The sequence below is a fragment of the Belnapia sp. AC561 genome (assembly GCF_979252845.1).
On record NZ_CEEDBP010000030.1, the window covers coordinates 60,021 to 78,813 of the forward strand.

Consider the following 18,793-nt stretch of genomic DNA (forward strand, 5'->3'; position numbering starts at 1 on the left):
TTTCATTGCGTCCTGTCGTGTTTCAGTCGTAGTGTGGGGGTGATTGTGGGGGTGGTCAGTTGTGTTCCCTCCCGACAGGAGGGTGCACAGCTTGCCGAAACTGACCGAACGTGGCGTTGCTGCTGCGAAGGCAAGGGAGCGGGTCTACCGGCTTTCGGACGGGAAGGGCCTGCTCCTCGAGGTGCGCCCCGCTGGCGGCAAAGCCTGGCTGTACCGGTTCATGCTGCAGGGCCGCCGTCGGGACATGGGCCTTGGGGCATACCCGGCCATCGGACTAGCCGCGGCTCGGCGGAAGGCTGCCGAGGCGGCGCAGCTGGTCGAGGCCGGGCAGGATCCCATCACCCAGCGGAAGGACGCGGAGCGCATTGCCGCGGCCGAGAAGGCGGATGCCTCCATCCGGCAAGGGCGGACCTTCCGGGATGTGGCCGAGCGCCTGATCAAGGCGCAGTCCCCGGGCTGGACCAGCGAACGCACGATGGGCAGCTGGCGCCTGACGCTGGACAAGCACGCCTACCCGGCGATCGGTGACCGGCCGATCGGGGAGGTGACCCGGGAGGATGTGGTCGCCGCACTGACACCGGTTTGGACCGAGCGACCAGCGACAGCCCGGAAGCTGCAGCGCCGCCTGGCCGCAGTGCTGGACTACGCCGCGGCCCTTGGCTGGCGATCGACCGATAACCCCGCCACCGGCCGCGTCCTGCGGCTGACGAAAGCCCTGCCGAAGCAGCCGCCCGAGCAGAAGCAGCCCTCGCTTCCCTGGCAGCGCGTACCGAGCTTCCTGGCCGCTCTTGGCGCCGGCGATGACATGGCGCCCCTGGCGCTGCGCTTCGGGATCCTCACCGCCGTCCGATCGGCCGAGGTGCGCAACGCGCGCTGGTCGGAGCTGGACTTCGGCACGATGACCTGGACGATCCCGGCCGAGCGCATGAAGGGCGGCCGCGCCAAGGCCATGCCGCCGCACCGGGTGCCGCTATCGGAGGCGATGCTGGCGGTGCTGGCCCGGGCGGCGGTGGTCCAGACCGGCCAGGCCATGCAGCCGGCAGCGCTGGCGGCTCAGGGCGCGCTGAAGGGCGCCTCGCTGGTGTTCCCATCCCCGACAGGCCGGGCCCTGAGCGATGCCGCCCTGGGCGCTTGCATCCGGCGCATGAACGAGGCGGCGCCGGCGGGGGCAGCGCCGCCCTGGCGCGACGTGGACGGGCGGCAGTCCACGCCGCATGGCTTCCGGCGAGCCTTCCGCAGCTGGGTGGACGACACCCGGCCCGACGCCGGCGAGGCGGCAGAGAAGGCCCTAGCGCATGAGGACGAGAACGCTGTCCGGGCAGCCTACCGCGGGTCGGACATGCTGGAGCAGCGGCGGCCGCTCATGGAGGCGTGGGGGGTGTTCTGCGAAGGGGCGAAGGCGGCGAAGGTTGTGCGCCAGTCAGGGGGTGGAGGCTCTGGATAGAGTTTCTTGCTCGTGGCTTCCCCGTGCGCCGATTGGCTAATCTTTCAGAAAGTCATTCAGGCCCGAGGCTTGTGCCGCTTCTTCCTGCTTAACTTTTTCTTGTCCAACACGCACTGAATACCAGAATGACCGGGCCTGCCGAACACTCTCCTTATGATTATCATCCATTAAAGGGTTGTGGCCCCGCAAAATAAGCTCGGCTTCATCCACCAATATCATGGTTTCATCAAGCAATGAGAATATATCCTTATAAAGAGGTTTCTCCTCATTTTTGTTTAAGTTATGCGCGACGTAAGTATCTCTATAGTTTCTCAATCGGGAAAGTCGCGTTTGATGATCCGGGCCGCTATGCACTTCAATGCTCTCTAAAAGCTTTGGCAGCCTTTCTACGATTAGCTCGCGGTTTCGCTGTGCAAAGAGCCCCCCGGGATGCCAAGCGGCAGCTCGCTCCGCAAAAACACCAATTACTCCCGGTAGTTTTAAATGGAAAACCAAACTAGCAAAGCTTGCGCGATTATTGCCATATTTATCCCAGCACCGAACTATTTGCATCAGCAAAGACTGCATCAATAAAAAACGGATATTTGCTAACCCGTGCCCCTGATAAGTTTCATTGAAGGCAGATATGAGGGCGCGATCGGCATTAGCCTCCTCGATAAGTGCTCGTGTTTGCACGGCTGCGAGAACAGTTAACCCTAGCTGCCTAGAGATTTCCTCGCATCGATCAGCCGAAATATAGGCAGACACCACTTTCATATTCTTAATGCTTCGCTCAAATCCCAGACCGTTTCAACCGTACCCCCGCCCCCATTCTCCTAGATAAACTCCACACCGGCGGCCACCAGGGCGGTGCGGATGGCGGCAGCGGTCCTACCTGCATAGGGTTTCGCAAGGCACCCCATCTCGGTCCCCGTCCAGGCGCGAGAGCCCGCATTGCTGCAGGTAAAAACGTGCCTCGGCACAGCTAACCATCTCCCGGCAATACTGCTTCGCGCCGCAGCTCAAACCATTGTTCGCCGCTGGTAAGGAGCGGGGAGTTGCCACCGGCGCCTCTGCCGTCACGCTAGCCTGACCGTTCCGCCTGGCGGCACGCCACTCCCACGGTGGGGTGCGCTCAGCCTCAGGCAGCGCCCAAAGCCCACGGCCTGCCGCCTTCGCCTCTGCCTCGATCCGCAGCAAGTCCGCGTCTCTGCTGTATTGGCGATAGACCCAGGCGGCTCCCAGCCGAACCATCTCGGCGTTCACGTCCTGCGAGCCGGCGTAGACCCGTCCCACGGTTCGGCCGTATCGATCCGTGTCCTGCACCACAATCCGCACGTCCTTGCCGAAGACGAGCCCGGACAGCACCTGCTGCGCGCGAGTGCCGTAGGGTTGCCGGCTCTCGGGAGTGTCGATCTCGCCCAGCCTGACCTTCACCTGGCGGCGTTCGGCGGTAAGCAAAGTCAGCGTGTCGCCGTCAGCAAGACCAACGACCCGGCCGAGCAGCTCAGCACTCCGGGCAGGCGGGACGAACTGAAGAGCGAAAAGGATGAAGAAAGCGGCTGAGACGCGGCGCAGGGTACGAGGCATTCTTCAACCTGCCATATCTCCCGTGCTGGTTGTAGAGCTTAAGGAGAGCCGATCCACGACTGCGGCAGTCAGCGTTGTCTGACCGGCTAATCATCGCTCTTATCACCGCATTCCTCCGCACAACCGCAACAAGGTCATCTATTGATTGGCGCATACTTCAGGTTGTGATACGCCTGTCGATACAACTAAGCCGAGTGTGGGCACCGTGCCGCTATCTCACGTGTTCGACCATCTGGTGATACGTACAAGGAACCAACCAAAGCCCATCCGCTATGCTGGCGCCGCAGCGATTGTCGCGCTTACTTTCTGCGCCAGGTACGCGCTCGATCCCATCTTGGGTCTGAGGTATCCCTTAGCGCTCGGCGGGATCGCGGTGCTCACGACAGCGGTTTGTTTTGGAGGCTCGGCAGGCCTGTTCGCTACCGGCCTAGCCATCTGCGCAGTAAGTTGGATGTACATGGATCCGGTTGGCAGCTTTTGGGTTGCGCAACCTGATCAGTTGATCGGCCTAACAGCCTTTGCTCTCACAGGTGTTGTCACGTCACTGGTTATTGAAACATTGCACCAGAGAAGCGCACGTCTCCGCGCCGCCGAAAATCATCGCGCCTTCCTGCTGCGAGAATTTCGTCACAGGGCAAGGAACGACCTGCAGTCACTCGTTGGCCTTCTCCTCCTGCGCGCTCGAGGCGCCAGCCCGGAAGCAAAAGAGGCATTACGGGAAGCGGCCGGTCACGCTCGCGCCTTAGCCAATGTGCACCGGCGACTTGAAGTGGCAGAAGCGGATGAGTGTGGTGCCTATGTCGAAAGTGTGAGTTTCATCAAAGGACTGGTCGAGGACCTGGACCGCACGGCACTGGACGGATTGCGCCCGGTTGCACTTCGGGTTGATACCGAAAACCACATACTTGATACTGAACGTGCGGTGACGCTTGGACTGGTCCTAAACGAACTGGTGACGAATGCCCTGAAGTATGCTTTTCCTGACGAACGACATGGTACAATCATTATTAGATTTTGCCGCATTGACGAGTGCTTCGAGCTTATCGTTGAAGACGATGGGATTGGCCTTCCGCGGGACCATGACGTTGAGCCTGACAGCGCCGCCAGCCGGACCTTAGGGACGAGACTATTGCGTGGCTTGGCAGCCCAGTTGCGCGGTGGTTTTCGCCGCGGTCAGTCGCCATCTGGCGGAACCCGCTGTGTGCTGAGCTTCGCCGCTGAAGCGCCGATCCTGCGGCCTCAATCAGTCGGCTCCTGAACACTGCTGCTGTTCCATGCTTGTCCGTTAAGCAGGCCTGCAATCAGTCGCCGCGGCTGACCTTTCCCATCACATCCGCCAAGCGCTGCATCATCGCTGCCCCCGCCGCGGTTCGCACCACGTCGACACTTCGCCGGTCCAGACGATCGATTGCGCGCTGGGCAAAGTCGAGATCGCACAACCGATCGAGCGCCCGCGTGACAGCAGGCTTGCTGATGTTCAGTTCCTTCGCCAAGCCGCGCACGGTCTGCGGCTCGTCCGCCCCATAAACGGTCAGCAATACCGCCAGCTGGCGCAGGTTCAGGTCCGGTTGATCCGAGCGGACTTCGGAAAGAATTGTCAGCCGGATAATGTTTAGCAGGGGATCCGGTGTGTCAGTCATGAGCACTCCATCCGCAGCCACCAACAGCCAAGGCTATCCCCAGGTTACTGAGCTAAATCCGCGCTTCAGACCCTCGGACGTAATCCACTCGCGCGCCTGGCCTTCGCTCTCGAAGACCCAGGTCTGGGCATCTCTCGCGCTCCCGTCGCTCATACGTATCTGGCACGTGGCGCGCCACTCGCCGTTAGGCATCATGCGGACGGAGGCGATAAACGCGGATCCTCCCTCCGGGCCATCGGGCGGTCGCAGGCTCATGTGCTCGTCTTCCTGAGCCGCACCCCGGCCCCGCCGCCATTCTCCGCGATAAACTCAACGCCGGCGGCTTCGAGGGCGGCGCGAATGGCGGCGAGGGTGCGGTCGTACGGCTGCCGTGCCTCACGCTCAAAGTCGGCAATCGTTTTCCGCGCGACCTTAGCTGACGCTTCGAGCTGATCCTGCGACCAGTTCAGGAGAGCGCGGGCGGCGCGACACTGGGCAGGGCTGAGTTCCACGCGATGAGCAACCTTACTCGATTTGAGTTGACTGCTCATGCTGAGCAAGGTTACACAATAAGCGTGATGCGGCGCCGTCGCAACATAAAGCGGCCGATCGGGGTGTTGGAAGCACCCCTGATCGGCCTGACCACCCACAACGCTTGCAGGAGCGAAGCAATGGCTGGCCATCTGACTACCACGGACGCTGACAGAAGAAGACCCACCCGCCGCGCCCTGTTACTCGGCGCCGCTGTTCTGCCCGGGGCTGCTGCCGCGGCCCCGCTGGCTTCACCACTTCCGCCCAATCCCGACTCCGAGCTGATCGCCCTCTGCGCCCGGCATCCGGCCTTGTTTGACGCGGCGAGCACTTCGCCACTCATCTTCGACAAGTGCCCTGCCTGGGAGGCTTACGTGGTTTCCCGGGACGCCATTCACGATGCTCGCCCTGTCACCTTGGCCGGCATGCGGGCCAAGGCGCTGGTCGCCAAGATCGAGGCGCGGAACCTCGATGGCTCCGAGGAGCCTGCGAATACAGCGGCAGCGCATATGGCCTGGGAGCTGCTGCACGATTTGCTGCGGCTGACTGGCGGTGCTGCATGACACCCGACAGCCCGACGCCCGATATCGATGTGGCGGCCGAATACGTTGAGGCCGGTGCCCTGCTGGTACGCATGGTGGCTACCGGGCTTGGCCGTAATGAGCCGGGGATTGGCATTGTGGCGCCGCAGATGCTGCGGTTCATCGCGGATGCACTGTTGGACCGGGCTGAGATCCTGCGCTGCGAAGGCGCTGCCCCCCAGCCGGAGGCCGCAGCATGAGCGGAACCCGGCGCACCCTGCTGGGCGGCCTGGTGGCCGTGCCGGCGATTGCCGCCCTGCCCACGCCGGCGGCCTCCAGCGCCTTCGCAGCGGCATGGGGAGCCTATCAGCCCTACCGCGACGGTTCAGGCTGCCGTGGCCTTAGCGATGACGCCACCGACGCCTGGTGCGAGGCGCAGGGGGAGGCGACGGCGGCCCTAGCTGAAGCGCCGGCCGGCAGTCTGGTCGAGCTGGAGGCGAAGCTGGCAGCCGGGCTCTATTGGTTCGGCGAAAGCGGCGCGCCGAGCAGCATGACCAGCGAAGAGGCCGACCTGTTGCGGTCCTGCCTCGCCGACCTGCGGGCGATCATCGCGGGAGGGCGGTCATGAAGGGGGTCGGTAGTAACGATACCCTCAGACCAGCGAGGGGTATCACCACTGTAGATGCCCTCCCCACAGCGGAGGGTATGCTCATCGCCCTACTCCTGGTGCTCTCCGCGGCGCTGGCGTGGCTGGGACTGTCGTGAGCGCCCGTCACGCTAGCCGTCGGCCGATGACCCGCCGCGAGCGGCTGGAGGCGGCCGTCGAGGCGGCCATTGCGGCCCTCGATGCCTTGGACGGCGACCCGGACCTGGAGCCTGACGATGACGGCGAGGCGGAGCCAATCGAGTATACGGCCGGGCCCGTGACGCTCGATCGTTACCTAGTCGAGGAACTGCGCGGATGAGCAGGTCCTTAATCGCGGCCGTATGCGCTATGGTGCGCACTGGTGGGGCTAGGTTGATCCCCGAACGCCGGTTCTCCGCTCCGGCTGCCCCGCCAACCAGCAGCGCGGGGCACGTCGCGGAGACGATGCATGGACAACCAAGAACCACCACCGCCGGTGGGGTCGAATTCCGATCCTCTGGACTGCGAAGCAACTATCGAGCGCTTCCGTCAGTTGGCCGAGAAGACCCAAAACCCAATGTATGTCTGGATGGCGCTGGACTACTGCGCCTAACAGGCCAACGGCGAATACTCGACGCATTGCGACAAGCCGCTGACCATCCCGCCTTGGATAGCGGACTACCTGCTGCAAGCGTCACACGAGCTTCAGAACCTCTCAAGCGGTTTCGACGAACGCATCGAGCCGCCGCCAGTCCGCGGCATTCGCTCTGGAGAGGCTTGGCAGGACTACATCGCATCGGACGAGTGGAAGCAGCACACGGCCGCGAGAACAATCCCATTGGACAAGGCTATGAAGCTTGTACCCTCTGCCCTGCAGCTCACGCGAAAAGGGTGGAGTGCGTTCGATTCATTGGCTGCTACAACTGCAAAGATGCACGAATATCGTTGGTATCAAGCCGCGCGGGCAGCAGGCATTCCAGCGAAGCAAGCATTGCACGCGATCGCGGAAACGCTCGGGCTCACCGAAACGCGACATGTCTCCCGGCGGATCGAGGAAGGGCGGGATTTAACCGAGGATCCAGAGGTGACGAAACCTACCCCCTAGGTTTCGACATGTCGAAACCCACCCCCCAGGTTTCGACATGTCGAAACCAACACCCCTGGTTTCGACATGAAAACGCTGTTCCATATGGCCAATATTCGTCGTTATTAAGAGGTCCCTTCACGTCACGGGACGCTCCGAAATGCAGACCAACCAGCCACATTCCGCGCCGCTTCTGCATAGCCCCGCGCCGCTCACGCACAGCATCGAGCGCGCCATGGCCCTCACTGGGTTCTCCCGGAACAAGGTCTACAACGCGCTCAATGCCGGGAAGCTGGAGGCCGTGAAGGCCGGGCGCCGCACCCTGATCCTGGACGCCAGCCTGCGTCAGTGGATCGCCTCGCTGCCGCGCTACGCGGCCTAAAGCAACACAGCCCGCGCGGCGGGGCTACCACCGGCGGACTGCAGATAGGCTAGACGGGACCTCGACAACCCCTTCTAGCCAATGCTGTCGGCTGCTCGCAAGCCCCATCCGCGCCCTCAATCGAGGGAAGCGCATGTCCTCCACCACCATCACCAAGCCCACCGACTACCGCCCACTTCAGTCCTATTCCGCGCCGGCCCTGTGCCCCGCTCGCCTGGACCGTCTCGCGGACTTCGAGTTGCAGATGGGCCATCACGTTGCCGCTGAGCAGCTGGCCGCGCGTGCCGCCGAGCTGCGGGGGGCCGCGCAGTGAACGTGATCCATCCCCGCCCCGGCGTGACGGTCACTGCCGTCGGCACCAACCTCAACAATCGTGACGTCATCAGCGAGACCATCGTCCGGTTGCAGCAGGCCGGCGAAGGCTTCCGCACCCCGCTCCTCCGCGCCGCACGGGATGGCGTCATCAACCTAGTCATGGCGCACGGCGGCCAGCGCATCTCGTCGAAGGCGCTGAAGTTCCAGCGGCCGACCGTGATCCTGCTGCTGGACGATTTGCCGAGTGCGACCGGCCCCGACGGATGGCCGCAGGCGGTCAAGCTGTTGCGCTGGGCGCGTCGGGGCATGTTCCATGCGACCGGCGGCCAGGACTTGCACTACCTGGCCGCCACGGTGGCCGCGGTGGGCACCGGCCGGCTCCTCATGGTCGAGATGCGGTCGGGGCACCATCAAGCTTGGTACGACCTGGCGAAGCGTGTCACGCCGAACCTGCAAGTGCTCAACCTGCTGCCGAGCAACGGCGGCGTGCACCCGATCGAGGGCCCGCCGCCGGGTTCGGCGGTGCAGTGATGGACCATCTGAACAGCGACCTGGGCGACGGCACCGACACCGCCTGGACCAGCGAGCGCGATGCCGAGACCGATGATGGGCGGGTCACCCTGGCCACGCTCGCCAGTGCCCGCTGCTGGGTCGCCTGGCAAGTCCAGGATGAGAAGGACCGGAAGGCCACCAAGGTCCCCTTCAACCCGCTGAGCAGCCCCGGCGCCAGGGACGACAAGGCCAGGGCCAACGCTCCCGCCACATGGGGCACCCGGGCGCAGGCCGAGGCACGTCTCGCCAAGCTCGCCTTGCCCTACGGCACCGGCGGTGTCGGCATCGAGTTCACCGAGCTGTCCACCAACGTCTTTACTGGCGGCCTGGACCTCGACAGCTGCCGTGATCCCACCACCGGCAAGCTCGCACCGTGGGCCGAGGAAGTGCTGGTCGCGTTCGACACCTATGCCGAGGTGTCGCCCAGCCAGACCGGCGTGAAGCTGTTCTTCACCGTTGCCAGCAGTGACTTCCTGCCGCTGCGGAAGGCAATGGGCGTTAGCAAGCCGGCAGCTGATGGAAAGCCGGAGGAATACAAATTCAGCCGGACCTGGAAATGGACGGCCGAAGCAGGCCGCGAGCATCCGCCGGCGATCGAGCTTCATCTCCGTAACCGGTTCTTTGCCGTCACCGGGGAGCGGCTGCCGGAAGCGCCGGAAGAGTTCCGGCTGATCCCGGCCGCCAATCTCCTGAAGCTGATCACCACGGACGGGCCCGCGTTCGCCGCGGCCGACCCCGCACGGGGCAGCAAGGATGCCGGGGCGGCCGGGGCGAAGGTAAAAGGGCCTACTGACAGGTCCCGCAGCGCCACCGCCTTCCGCAAGGGCAAGCAGCTCGTCCGCGACGGTGCCACTTTCGAAGCGATGTGCGCCGCCCTGCGGGAGGATCCCGAGACTGCGGCCTGGATGCGGGAGAAAGGCGACGCCAACGCCGGCCGGGAAGCGCGCCGGATCTTCGAAGCCGCCGGCGCCAGCGGGCCGCTGATCAAGCTCCGCGGTGGTCAGCTGCACAACGAGGCCACCGCCGGCGAGGATGCCCTCCTGGCCGCCGGCAAGCCGATCTATCAACGCGGCAACGACCTGGTCCGGCCGGCAGAGCAACTGGTACCGGCCTCGAGGGGACGCACCACCCGCTCGGCCTGCCTGATCGGGGTGACGGCGCATGGGCTGGTCGACCACCTCTGTGGCGCGGCCACCTGGGAGCGTTTCGACGCACGAGCCAATGAGTGGCTCGAGGTGAACCCGCCCATGGCGGTGGCGCAGACCATCCTCAGCCGCGCCGGCGACTGGCGCTTCCCCCGCATCGCCGGCGTCATCACCACACCGACGCTCCGGCCAGATGGCAGCATCCTCGCCGCGCCGGGCTATGACGCCGCAACCCGCCTCTACCACCTCCAGGATCCGGATCTGCAGTTGCACCCCGCGGTGAATGCGCCGACCCGGGCCGACGCCGAAAAGGCACTGAAGCTGCTGAACGCCTTGCTCGACGAGTTTCCCTTCGTGGATACCGTCAGCCGATCGGTTGCCCTTTCCGGGCTAATCACCCCGGTGGTGCGGGGTGCCCTGTCAGTGGTGCCGCTGCACGCCTTCAAGGCCTACACGGCCGGCACCGGCAAGTCCTATCTGGCCGACGTGGCGAGTGCGATCAGCACCGGCCGCCCCTGCCCCGTCGCCAGCGCGGCTCCGGACGAAGCCGAGACAGAGAAGCGGCTGGTAGGCCTGCTGCTCGCCGGCTTCCCGATCAGCAGCTTGGACAACGTCAACGGTGAGCTCGGCGGCGACCTCCTCTGCCAAGCGATCGAACGCCCCCTGGTCCGCATCCGTCCCCTGGGCCGCTCCGACATCGTCGAGATCGAGAGCCGCTCCACCATCTTCGCCACCGGCAACAACCTGCGGGTCCGCGGTGACATGGTCCGCCGTACCATCCTCTGCAGCCTCGACGCCGGGGTCGAGCGACCAGAGCTGCGGGAGTTCAAGGCGGACCCGATCGCCACGGTCATGGCCGATCGCGGCCGGTACGTCTCGGCCTGTCTGATCATCGTGCGGGCTTACGCCGCGGCCGGCCGGCCGGACCTGTTGAAGCCGATTGCTTCCTTCGAGGACTGGTCGAACGCGGTGCGGTCCGCCTTGGTGTGGCTGGGCGCCGAGGATCCCGCGGCCTCGATGGAGGCGGCGCGGGAGGATGATCCCGAGCTTGCCGAAATAAGGGAGGTCATCGGCCTCTGGCATACCGCCTTGGGCAGCGATGGCTATACGGCGAGGGAGGTGGCGGCGCGAGTTGGGCTCAAGGAAGAGAGCCAGATGGGCGAACCGACCGACTACCGGTTCCCTGACCTGCGCGACGTGCTGATCCGCATGTTCGGCGAGCGTGGCGAGATCAATACCAAGCGGATGGGCAAGTGGCTGCTGAGCCATGAGGGGCGGATCGTTGGCGGCCTGCGGCTCAAGCGTAGTGCCGGCGAAGCCCACGGCGGGGTTGTGCGGTGGGTGGTCGCACCCCCACCGCCACCGGGCTGGAGCCACCGCCCATGAACGCCGCTCACGGTTCCGTTGGAGGGTTTGTAGGGTTTGGAGGGTTTGTTTCCGGTACCCCGCGCGAACTGTCACGTTACGATACCGGATTACGCAACGAGTGCGCTGACAGTTTGGGGGTACGGGCTGAAAGCAACCCTCCAAACCCTACAAACCCTCCGCATGATCCCGAGAGCTGCCACGACGCACGGGTATCCTGGCTCGCGCAGGCCGCCATGGATGCATTCGAAGCGCTGCAAACCCCTGACCCGGATCTAGACGCCGAACGCGCTATCATCTGGGGAGGCGAGCCATGACCGCTCCAACCCTCGCCACCATCCTCGCCGCATTACCTCCGGACCATGCCGACCTCGTCCGCCGCCACCTTGCCGTGCCGCGCTGGCAGGCCCGGGCTCTGCGGCTGGCCGCGCGTGATGACGCCATCCGCTATGCCGCCGAGCTTGTCGCGCCCGGGCTCTGCCGCGCCCAGGCTGCTACGGCCCTGGCGACCGCTCTGGAGCGCTACATCACGTGTGGTGCGTGGGCGAGGGAGCGAGACTTGGCCGAGCCGCTGGACCCTTACCCGCGGCGGATAGTGCTCCATCGCATCATGCAGCTGAATGACGGCAAAGCCTGGGGTCTGAGTGCGCGGACCATCACGAACGTCCTGAAGGCCGAGGCGGGTGCCGAGTGAGGCGGGCGGTGCACCTCCTGCCCCTGGTGCCGGCGGTGGTTGGGTGGGCAGGCCGAGGGCGACCGGGGGGCGTACCCCCCGGGTCTGGGTCCTTCCGCGCGTTTTTTCGACCGGGGGGCATTTCGCAGCCCGGTGCGTCCCTAGCTAAAGACTTTCAAAATTGGGTAACAGGTAACGATGACGCATTGCAGCCAGGCCGAGTTTGCGCGCCTCCAAGGCGTAAGCCGAAAGACGGTCAGCGAATGGAAGACGCGAGGCTACGTCAAGATGGTTGGCGACCACGTCGACGTGGAAGCATCCAATCTGGCGCTATCCAGCGCCGGCCGATCGCGGCTCAACCCTGTTACCCTGAAGCCGCAGACGGCGCGGGCAATCTGCAAAGGTAACGCGGCCGCGGTGCTTCCCTCCCGCGGGGGTAACGCGGTGCCGATCATCGGTGACCGGCCCTGGTCGCAGGAATTAGAATACCAGCAGGCCAGGGAGTACCCGGGAGCGCTGAACCTTCAGGGCGTGGCGGCCAATGCTGGAGATGCGTACATCATCCTCCGCGATCACCTCTCACCCGCGGCCGCACGCGAGGTTGCCGAGCGGCTGGTCGCACGCAATAGGGCAGTGGCGGTCGAGTTGCTGGACGACGACGATGACCTACCGCCAGGCTTCGCCACCTGGGCCGATCACCCCTGGTTCACGGAAGCACCGATGACCGAGGCGGAATGGCAAGAGGTCGAAGACGAGCACCGACGGGGAGGCACGCTGTCGAAGGCTTAGTCCGCCTTCCTTGATGCTATGGCGTCTAACGACCACGACTTCAAAAATGTTCCGGGGCAAATGCCGGCCAGCAATGTGAGCTCGACCCCGACCGCGGCCTCGTCGAGTTGGCAAGCTCGCCAAGGATCACGGGTCCAAATCGGTTCGAAACTGCGCCCCTGGTCCAGGTATCCGGCGAAATAGTGAAGTTGAGCCGGGGCTATGTCCGGCAGGAGATCGGTGGCGATGATGACGTGTTGTCGCATAGCGCCCTCTCGATGGCACTCTACCAACGCCTCGGTACCGGCCTGCAGTCTGCACAAGCACTATCAACTAAAGCCAGCAAAATCTAGCTTAAGCCTTTCATGTATTTGGATCTGTAATGTTAACCGGCCGGTCGATCTCGCGCCCAGGATGGCACCCATTTAATGCTTGCACGGCATCCATGTTGCGATGCAGCATGACGACAAGCGAGGGGGGAACAGGCACTGGAGTTTCGCCATGGTCGCCTTTTTCGTCGGTACAGCAGCAGTCCTCGTCTTAAGCCTTGCAGTGCGTGTTGCCATAGATGAGCTGGCGGCTCGGTGGGCCCAGGGACCTCACGACCTCCCCCGCCCGCTTCATGGATCCTGATCGGAAGAGGCTGTCGGACGACGAAGTTCGCGTCTCAGCCGCGTCGCCAAACCACATGGAACGCGGCATGATGCGTCTTCTGGACAAGGCTCGGAGGGCTTCTGACAGCAGCGCGCCGGCTCGAGTGTGTGGCCTCCAGGTGGTGTTCTCGGTTACGGGGGATGCAGCTGTCACTTGGGATCTCCGCAACCCTCTGGCCGATCCTGAGCCATAGCACGGGCTCACCGCCATTCATCACTGCGGACGGCATCGTCGGCATCGTCCCGCCCAGCACTCCTGACGATAGCGGGCAAGCTGGCCCGGCTGACGGACCCGGCAGAGATCGAGGCGGTGCTCACCCGGGCCATCCACGACGCCTTGGCAGCTTTGACGGCAGACACCGATGAAGGTGCGGCGGCGGTGATCCGGCAGGCCTCGTCCGTGGGTCGGTAGGGGGAGCACGGCTAACGCCTATTTGGTCTCCAGCCCGTAGGCCGGCAGGCTTCGGCAAAACCAGTAGTCTCTGCACCCCGCTGCGAATGTTCGATTCAGCACTTTGGCGTCTCCACTTAAAATGGTTCCAGTGTCATGCCCCCAGGCAAGGCAGAGTGTCGGCGTCAGTGGTATGAAATACCGGTCCGGCGTATCCGGAACGATAAGCTCCCCTTCGCTCAACTTTAGTAGACCCCAGCTACGTTCGCTTAGCTGATGCGTGAGTATGTCGATATCGCGTTGAATACTAAGGCCGTACATTTGCCTTGCAGGGACGCCGCCGTCGCGGACGTAGCCGGTCCACTTGCTCTCAAGTCGCTCTTCCTGATCCTTGGTCAAGCCATGGCCCTCAATGCCATCGAGTTGCACGACATCGTCCGGTGCAAAGCGATATCGCGCCCGACTATGCCACAGTGCGAAGAAGCGGCTGGCGGCACCGTGGTCTTCAGGCGCCAAGTCCAAACTTGGATCAGCAATCAGCCGCTCGGCTAAGGCTTGGAACGAATCTTCAATAGCGCGCATGTATCCCTGCTCGGCCCGCTGATCCCAAACCCGGAGAGCACAAAAAATTTGGTCGGTTGGAGCGGACCGCCAAGAAGTGCGGCGCGCCAATACGTAGATTGCAACCGTGCCATCGGCTCCGGAGAAGCGGGAAATACTAGCGGTCGGGAACACATGCTGCCTTACGGTGAGGCGATAGTTGGTGCCGCGTTGCGGCTTTTCGTATGCACGCTTCCTCATGCGCCCCTCCCTTCGCCCTCTCCGACCTTTAGCGTGACACTGCGCCCCGCTGCAGGATGACACGGGGCATGCGCTTCGGTCCTACAAACTGCATCGATGAAAGGTCTTTGCCATGGCCGTCGCCTCCGCCGGCAATCTCTCGCTCTCCCTGACGCTCACCGACAAAATCACTGCGCCGCTGGCCAAGGTGAATGCCTTGGCCAATCAACTGACCCGCCGCGCCGGCGTGCTGGCTGGGCCGAGCGGCTTCGGCCAGCTGACGGCAGCAGCAAGCCGGGTCAGTGCCGGCATTTCGCTGATCGTCCCCGCTCGCGGTGACCTCGCCGACCACGCCGGGTGGGCTGCAAATGAGTAAAAGCGCCAAAGTGAAGGCTAGCCCTCCTTTTTAGCCATCTGAGGTTGCTGCTAAAAGATATGCAATCTTAGGAATTTACACATGAAACAGTTTGGCATTCTTGTCGTCGCAGCAACTGTAATGAGCGCATGTTCCTCAGGCAGTTCACCGAGCGGTCCAAGCATGACAAATGCCCAGCGCCAGATGGCTCACTATCGGAGCGTAGGCTCGTTAGCGGAAAACACGGTGAAGGCGTGCTCAGAACAACTTTTGCAGAATTCTGACAGTGCTGCAGCTGCCGCACTTATCCCATTGCATAATTCTGCTGGTATGACGGTTGAGCAACTTTCGAACACAGCAAAGCCAACCGCAACGGACATGAAACGGATTGTCGCTTTGCAGCAAGGCGTTGCTCAGTGTTGGAATAGTTACGGCGCACCCATTCGATCAATTGATCCGACCCTCTTTAATATTGTTGAAGCCGATCTCCGCGACGATGCTTTGATCGTTGCTGACTTGATGCGGGGTCAACTAACTTTAGGAGATGCCAATCGGCGGATGCAATCCGAAGACGTCAGCATCAGAGCGCAAATTGATGCTCACATGCGCCAGACCGCAAATGGCTTTGCGCAGCAACATCAAGCTGAACTTGCCCTGGCCTCTGCCCGAGCGCAGGCAGACAATACCTACATTCCGCAGTTGCAGAGCCCGACCTACTCGCCGCCAGCAGCAATGAACTACAACTATCAGCCTCCGCAGATTTACTCTCCACAGGTTGGTGGCGGATCGACATTCATTCATTGTCGTCAACTTGGCAGTTACGTGACCTCCTGCAGATAGTGGCAGCGCAGCACCAAGCGTCAGTGCATATCGCTGGCGCCAATCGGCCTGGCCACGTGCAGAATTCTCCGCAGGAGATTGCAGGCCATCGCTGCGATGTTCGAGGCTCATCAGGAGCCCTCGAGCATGTCCGCCCTGCCATCACCCCTTGCTGTTCGCCTCGCCCACCTCAGCGGGCTCACCCGGAAGTCCAAGGTCACCCAGGCCAAGGCGGCGAAGACTAACGCGTCGCTGCCGTCCGAGCGGTCGACGCGGGCTCAGGTGGCCACGCCGGCGCCGGCCAGCCGCTTCCTGCACCTCAACGCGAACCTGCCGCCCGTGCAGGTGGCGGCCATGTCGTCCAAGCGTGCGGCTGAGCCGACGGCGCAGGAGCTGGCCGCGCGGATCCTCAGCGCCGGGAAGCCCGGTGCCGCACCCGCACCGCGGACCGAGGCAGAGAAGATCGCCGCGGGTGTCCTGGCCACCGCCCGCAAGCTACAGCCCGGCCGCTTTTGAAGGGATCGAAGCCATGAAACTCGAAGAAGTCCTGGCCCTCCATCCGAAACACGCCGACGCCGGCATGCTCCGCGAGGCAATTAGCAAGGCCGAAGGCCTGCGCGCTGACCTGGTTGCCCGGGCTGCAACGCTCGATAAGAGCCGCCGCGAAGGTCTGCTCAAGCTGGACGAAAAATCCATGCTGCGGGCTGAGGAAGATGCCGCAAAGGCCCGCTTGGCGGCCGATCGCATCGCTGCGCTCCTGCCCGACATGCGCGCCGACCTCTATCAGGCCGAGGGCCGCGAGGCGCTCGCAGCCCTGCGCACCGAGGCGGAGGACGTCGCCGAGGCCATCAGCGCTCTGGAGGCCTGGCAGCGCGACGAGTTCCCGAAGATCCCGCCGATACTCACCATCGGCTTTCGGCTCGAAGACGCCGCCACAAGCGCACGGCAGCGGCTGCTGGACAATATCATGGCGGCGTACGAGCGACAGGCCGTGCGCGACGCCGGCCCCCTCGACGTCGCTCTGCCGCCGCTGCCGAACCGCGGACCGCGCGCCAGTTTCCCCGGGTGGAGGTAAGCCATGACTACATTTTACGGGCCGACTGGCATCCCCTTCACGGCGACCGCGGTTGCGCCGTGCACGGACGGCGTACTGGTTACCGTCGCACCGTTCGCAAAGCTCGCCGTGACGCCGCACCCCAGCGGGGTGGAGGGCATGTCGCCGCTTATCCTGACAGACGGCGATACCCTGCGCCTACCGCCGGAGAAGGTCCGCGAGCTGGTCGACGCGCGAAAGATCCTCGACCCGGCGACCGGCTTGCTGAAGCCGGAGCCGCCGGCCCCGCCACCTCGGGTCGGCATCAGCAATCTTGGCTCTCAGTTCGTCGATACGCAGCGCTATCACCGCGAAGAGGCGGCAAGAGAGGCGAGGCTCCAGCAGGAGCGTCTGGAAAAGGAGCGGCAGCTTTCAGGCCGCGGGCGTGGCTGGCCACATCCGACCGGCAGTTTCGATCCGCTGGGCCCAATCGAAGGGGTGGATTACTGATCACCCGTCTCCCTGAGGGCCGACAGCGCATGGACTGCGGGGGATGACGCCGCAGTCCGGACGAAGCCCCCTGGCGGCCCCGCGTTCACCTTCGCTAGCTTGGCGCCTAGAACGGTCCGGAAGCTGAACGCCCTGCTGTCTGGGCGGCCGACGGTGGCCCTAGGCGGCTAGTCAGCCGCATGAGCATTGTCCGAAGCGAAGATCAGCTGACCAGCAGGGCTAGAAGTAGTTCGCAGAAGGTGACCTAATCAGGGTGCCGGGGCACCACCTTCAAGGAATGCCTCAATGCCAATGCGGCTCTATCGGGCGTCAACGCGGTATGCGAGCGCGCACATCACAGATAATTTGTGGCTTTGGATTGGTATTTTCAGCGTCGTCACGGCGGCTCTGTGTGCGGCACGTTATGCCTATGGAGGTGGCGATCATCTCGGTGATTTGTCGGCATTGTCTGGCTGCGTTCTAGGCGTCTTGGTTATGATACAAAGCCAAGTGGGCTTCGTGTCGGACTATGTTGAGCAAGACGACGACATGAACGATACGGGTGTGGCTCCGGCTGTGCCCGGTGCTGAGCTAAAAGCTACGCATCCGGCCGCATAAGGTATTCGCCGGCGGCGCAGGTTTCGGGCCGCAGGTGATCAACGGCGTGATGGTACCCGGCGCGGCAATGCCGCATGGGGATCGCAGTTATGGACACTCCTTGGCGAAGAAGGGGGGCGCCACTGACGATACCCTATGGAGTGGTGAGGGTATCGTCCGCAGTGCGCATGCACCTGGGCCGGGGAGTTGTAGGTCAATCAGCGGAGCGAGGGCTTTACGGCTACTCGCTCCCGCCGCTATCACCGTCGCCGTCTCCGCCACTCCATGCATCACTGTCCCCGCCAACTGAAGGCGATCGGCTGCCGTAGAGGCCGCGCCGGAGCAACATGGCGCCGCCAACGGCGGTAAAGACGCACACAGCACCAAGATCCCGGGCCAGTCGATAAGTCAGGCCGACAAGCACGCCAACGATGCTGGCCGCAAGCAACAGCGCGCCGCCTACCATCAGCTTGCGCGAAGGGCGGATGGGATCGGCATGGCTCAGTTGCGGCATGGGTGTTCCACCCTAAGGACAAAGGGACAGGACGCGACCTGACACCGCCCTGCATGCCATCTTTTGACGAAGTTGCGGCGAACGGAGGCAACACGCGCTCCGCTAGCATTGCCGACGTCGTATCCACCTTCGATTAGTAGATGCTTGGTATTGTCTGCGGCAAGCTTGGCTTTCTTAAGTGAAAGGCTGTCCATGAATCCTCGGTTGGTGCATGCAAAGCTAACCGAGCGGCGACTTCGATCGGCTGAGCATCGTTTCCGCTGTTATGACTTTGGCTATGATGTGCTGAGCGTCGGCGCTTGGTCGCAGCATGGCAGAGATGAGGGTCATTGGCGGCGCTCGGTCACGCTCTGTGCTGGCGGCATTCAGTTCGAGGTGACCTTCGCAATCACCTTCGCCTTGCGAACGAACCACATGACCGAAGCCTACGCTCATAGGGACGGGGCGACGCCCCTGCTGATAGGTCAGTGGTCGGACGAAGAGCTGCGGGGTGCTAGAGCGGTTTCCAGCCTGACTGAATCGCTTGTGATCCCACGGGCTGCACGATGGTGATTCAGTTGCCCCTCGGC

Annotated in this window: 24 protein-coding genes; 18 read left to right on the forward strand and 6 right to left on the reverse strand. The window is 63.6% G+C overall.

What is annotated here, in order from left to right; all coding sequences use genetic code 11:
* Positions 1-61: 61 nt before the first annotated feature.
* Positions 62-1,444, forward strand: coding sequence for a tyrosine-type recombinase/integrase (locus AC0IW9_RS21540; RefSeq protein ID WP_471650360.1), 1,383 nt, complete (start codon positions 62-64; stop codon positions 1,442-1,444).
* A gap of 36 nt (positions 1,445-1,480) precedes the next feature.
* Here the strand turns inward: AC0IW9_RS21540 and AC0IW9_RS21545 are convergent, their stop codons facing one another.
* Entirely contained in the window at positions 1,481-2,191 is a 711-nt protein-coding gene (locus AC0IW9_RS21545) for an AbiU2 domain-containing protein (RefSeq protein ID WP_471650361.1), read from the reverse strand.
* A 123-nt stretch (positions 2,192-2,314) separates the two neighbouring features.
* Positions 2,315-3,013, reverse strand: a complete 699-nt coding sequence (locus AC0IW9_RS21550; protein ID WP_471650362.1) for a thermonuclease family protein — start codon at positions 3,011-3,013, stop codon at positions 2,315-2,317.
* 235 nt (positions 3,014-3,248) lie between these two features.
* On the opposite strand from AC0IW9_RS21550, the gene AC0IW9_RS21555 reads away from it, so the two are divergent.
* Positions 3,249-4,271 carry a sensor histidine kinase gene (locus AC0IW9_RS21555; protein ID WP_471650384.1) on the forward strand — a complete coding sequence of 341 codons (1,023 nt, stop codon included), beginning with the start codon at positions 3,249-3,251 and terminating at the stop codon, positions 4,269-4,271.
* 43 nt (positions 4,272-4,314) lie between these two features.
* On the opposite strand, the gene AC0IW9_RS21560 is transcribed toward AC0IW9_RS21555, so the two are convergent.
* Together AC0IW9_RS21560 and AC0IW9_RS21565 are read right to left on the reverse strand one after the other, a co-directional pair.
* The gene (locus AC0IW9_RS21560; RefSeq protein ID WP_471650363.1) at positions 4,315-4,653 is read right to left on the reverse strand and encodes a MarR family transcriptional regulator; all 339 of its coding nucleotides are present in this window, start codon (positions 4,651-4,653) and stop codon (positions 4,315-4,317) included.
* Between the two features lie 251 nt (positions 4,654-4,904).
* The gene (locus AC0IW9_RS21565) at positions 4,905-5,144 is read right to left on the reverse strand and encodes a helix-turn-helix domain-containing protein (RefSeq protein WP_471650364.1); all 240 of its coding nucleotides are present in this window, start codon (positions 5,142-5,144) and stop codon (positions 4,905-4,907) included.
* A gap of 159 nt (positions 5,145-5,303) precedes the next feature.
* On the opposite strand from AC0IW9_RS21565, the gene AC0IW9_RS21570 reads away from it, so the two are divergent.
* The 11 genes from AC0IW9_RS21570 (at position 5,304) to AC0IW9_RS21620 (ending at position 12,614) form a co-directional block, all read left to right on the forward strand.
* Positions 5,304-5,726 carry a hypothetical protein gene (locus AC0IW9_RS21570; protein WP_471650365.1) on the forward strand — a complete coding sequence of 141 codons (423 nt, stop codon included), beginning with the start codon at positions 5,304-5,306 and terminating at the stop codon, positions 5,724-5,726.
* Positions 5,723-5,944, forward strand: coding sequence for a hypothetical protein (locus AC0IW9_RS21575; protein ID WP_471650366.1), 222 nt, complete (start codon positions 5,723-5,725; stop codon positions 5,942-5,944). The genes AC0IW9_RS21570 and AC0IW9_RS21575 overlap by 4 nt, the downstream gene beginning before the upstream one ends.
* Positions 5,941-6,312: a hypothetical protein gene (locus AC0IW9_RS21580; RefSeq protein WP_471650367.1), complete on the forward strand. Its 372-nt coding sequence runs from the start codon at positions 5,941-5,943 to the stop codon at positions 6,310-6,312. Before AC0IW9_RS21575 ends, AC0IW9_RS21580 begins: the two co-directional genes overlap by 4 nt.
* 163 nt (positions 6,313-6,475) lie before the next feature.
* A complete protein-coding gene (locus AC0IW9_RS21585) occupies positions 6,476-6,649 on the forward strand; it encodes a hypothetical protein (protein ID WP_471650368.1) in 174 nt (57 codons plus the stop codon).
* A gap of 129 nt (positions 6,650-6,778) precedes the next feature.
* Positions 6,779-6,922 (forward strand): hypothetical protein, encoded by a 144-nt coding sequence (locus AC0IW9_RS21590; RefSeq protein ID WP_471650369.1) that lies wholly within the window; start codon positions 6,779-6,781, stop codon positions 6,920-6,922.
* A gap of 631 nt (positions 6,923-7,553) precedes the next feature.
* A complete protein-coding gene (locus AC0IW9_RS21595) occupies positions 7,554-7,775 on the forward strand; it encodes a helix-turn-helix domain-containing protein (protein WP_471650370.1) in 222 nt (73 codons plus the stop codon).
* 133 nt (positions 7,776-7,908) lie between these two features.
* Positions 7,909-8,088, forward strand: coding sequence for a hypothetical protein (locus tag AC0IW9_RS21600; protein ID WP_471650371.1), 180 nt, complete (start codon positions 7,909-7,911; stop codon positions 8,086-8,088).
* The gene (locus AC0IW9_RS21605) at positions 8,085-8,621 is read left to right on the forward strand and encodes a hypothetical protein (RefSeq protein ID WP_471650372.1); all 537 of its coding nucleotides are present in this window, start codon (positions 8,085-8,087) and stop codon (positions 8,619-8,621) included. Before AC0IW9_RS21600 ends, AC0IW9_RS21605 begins: the two co-directional genes overlap by 4 nt.
* Positions 8,621-11,173 (forward strand): hypothetical protein, encoded by a 2,553-nt coding sequence (locus tag AC0IW9_RS21610; protein ID WP_471650373.1) that lies wholly within the window; start codon positions 8,621-8,623, stop codon positions 11,171-11,173. Before AC0IW9_RS21605 ends, AC0IW9_RS21610 begins: the two co-directional genes overlap by 1 nt.
* Before the next feature lie 292 nt (positions 11,174-11,465).
* A complete protein-coding gene (locus AC0IW9_RS21615; protein ID WP_471650374.1) occupies positions 11,466-11,846 on the forward strand; it encodes a hypothetical protein in 381 nt (126 codons plus the stop codon).
* A 177-nt stretch (positions 11,847-12,023) separates the two neighbouring features.
* Positions 12,024-12,614, forward strand: a complete 591-nt coding sequence (locus AC0IW9_RS21620; RefSeq protein WP_471650375.1) for a hypothetical protein — start codon at positions 12,024-12,026, stop codon at positions 12,612-12,614.
* A 1,062-nt stretch (positions 12,615-13,676) separates the two neighbouring features.
* Here the strand turns inward: AC0IW9_RS21620 and AC0IW9_RS21625 are convergent.
* On the reverse strand, positions 13,677-14,438 hold the full coding sequence (locus tag AC0IW9_RS21625; RefSeq protein ID WP_471650376.1) for a hypothetical protein: 762 nt from the start codon (positions 14,436-14,438) through the stop codon (positions 13,677-13,679).
* 112 nt (positions 14,439-14,550) lie between these two features.
* Between AC0IW9_RS21625 and AC0IW9_RS21630 the strand changes: the two genes are divergently transcribed.
* The 5 genes from AC0IW9_RS21630 to AC0IW9_RS21650 all read left to right on the forward strand — a co-directional run bounded on the left by AC0IW9_RS21630 (position 14,551) and on the right by AC0IW9_RS21650 (position 17,134).
* The gene (locus tag AC0IW9_RS21630) at positions 14,551-14,793 is read left to right on the forward strand and encodes a hypothetical protein (protein WP_471650377.1); all 243 of its coding nucleotides are present in this window, start codon (positions 14,551-14,553) and stop codon (positions 14,791-14,793) included.
* Between the two features lie 81 nt (positions 14,794-14,874).
* The gene (locus AC0IW9_RS21635) at positions 14,875-15,612 is read left to right on the forward strand and encodes a hypothetical protein (protein WP_471650378.1); all 738 of its coding nucleotides are present in this window, start codon (positions 14,875-14,877) and stop codon (positions 15,610-15,612) included.
* A gap of 126 nt (positions 15,613-15,738) precedes the next feature.
* The gene (locus AC0IW9_RS21640) at positions 15,739-16,107 is read left to right on the forward strand and encodes a hypothetical protein (protein ID WP_471650379.1); all 369 of its coding nucleotides are present in this window, start codon (positions 15,739-15,741) and stop codon (positions 16,105-16,107) included.
* Positions 16,108-16,120: 13 nt separating this feature from the next.
* The gene (locus AC0IW9_RS21645; RefSeq protein ID WP_471650380.1) at positions 16,121-16,666 is read left to right on the forward strand and encodes a hypothetical protein; all 546 of its coding nucleotides are present in this window, start codon (positions 16,121-16,123) and stop codon (positions 16,664-16,666) included.
* A 3-nt stretch (positions 16,667-16,669) separates the two neighbouring features.
* Positions 16,670-17,134, forward strand: a complete 465-nt coding sequence (locus AC0IW9_RS21650; RefSeq protein WP_471650381.1) for a hypothetical protein — start codon at positions 16,670-16,672, stop codon at positions 17,132-17,134.
* A gap of 817 nt (positions 17,135-17,951) precedes the next feature.
* Here the strand turns inward: AC0IW9_RS21650 and AC0IW9_RS21655 are convergent.
* Positions 17,952-18,224, reverse strand: coding sequence for a hypothetical protein (locus AC0IW9_RS21655; RefSeq protein ID WP_471650382.1), 273 nt, complete (start codon positions 18,222-18,224; stop codon positions 17,952-17,954).
* Positions 18,225-18,793: the final 569 nt, after the last annotated feature.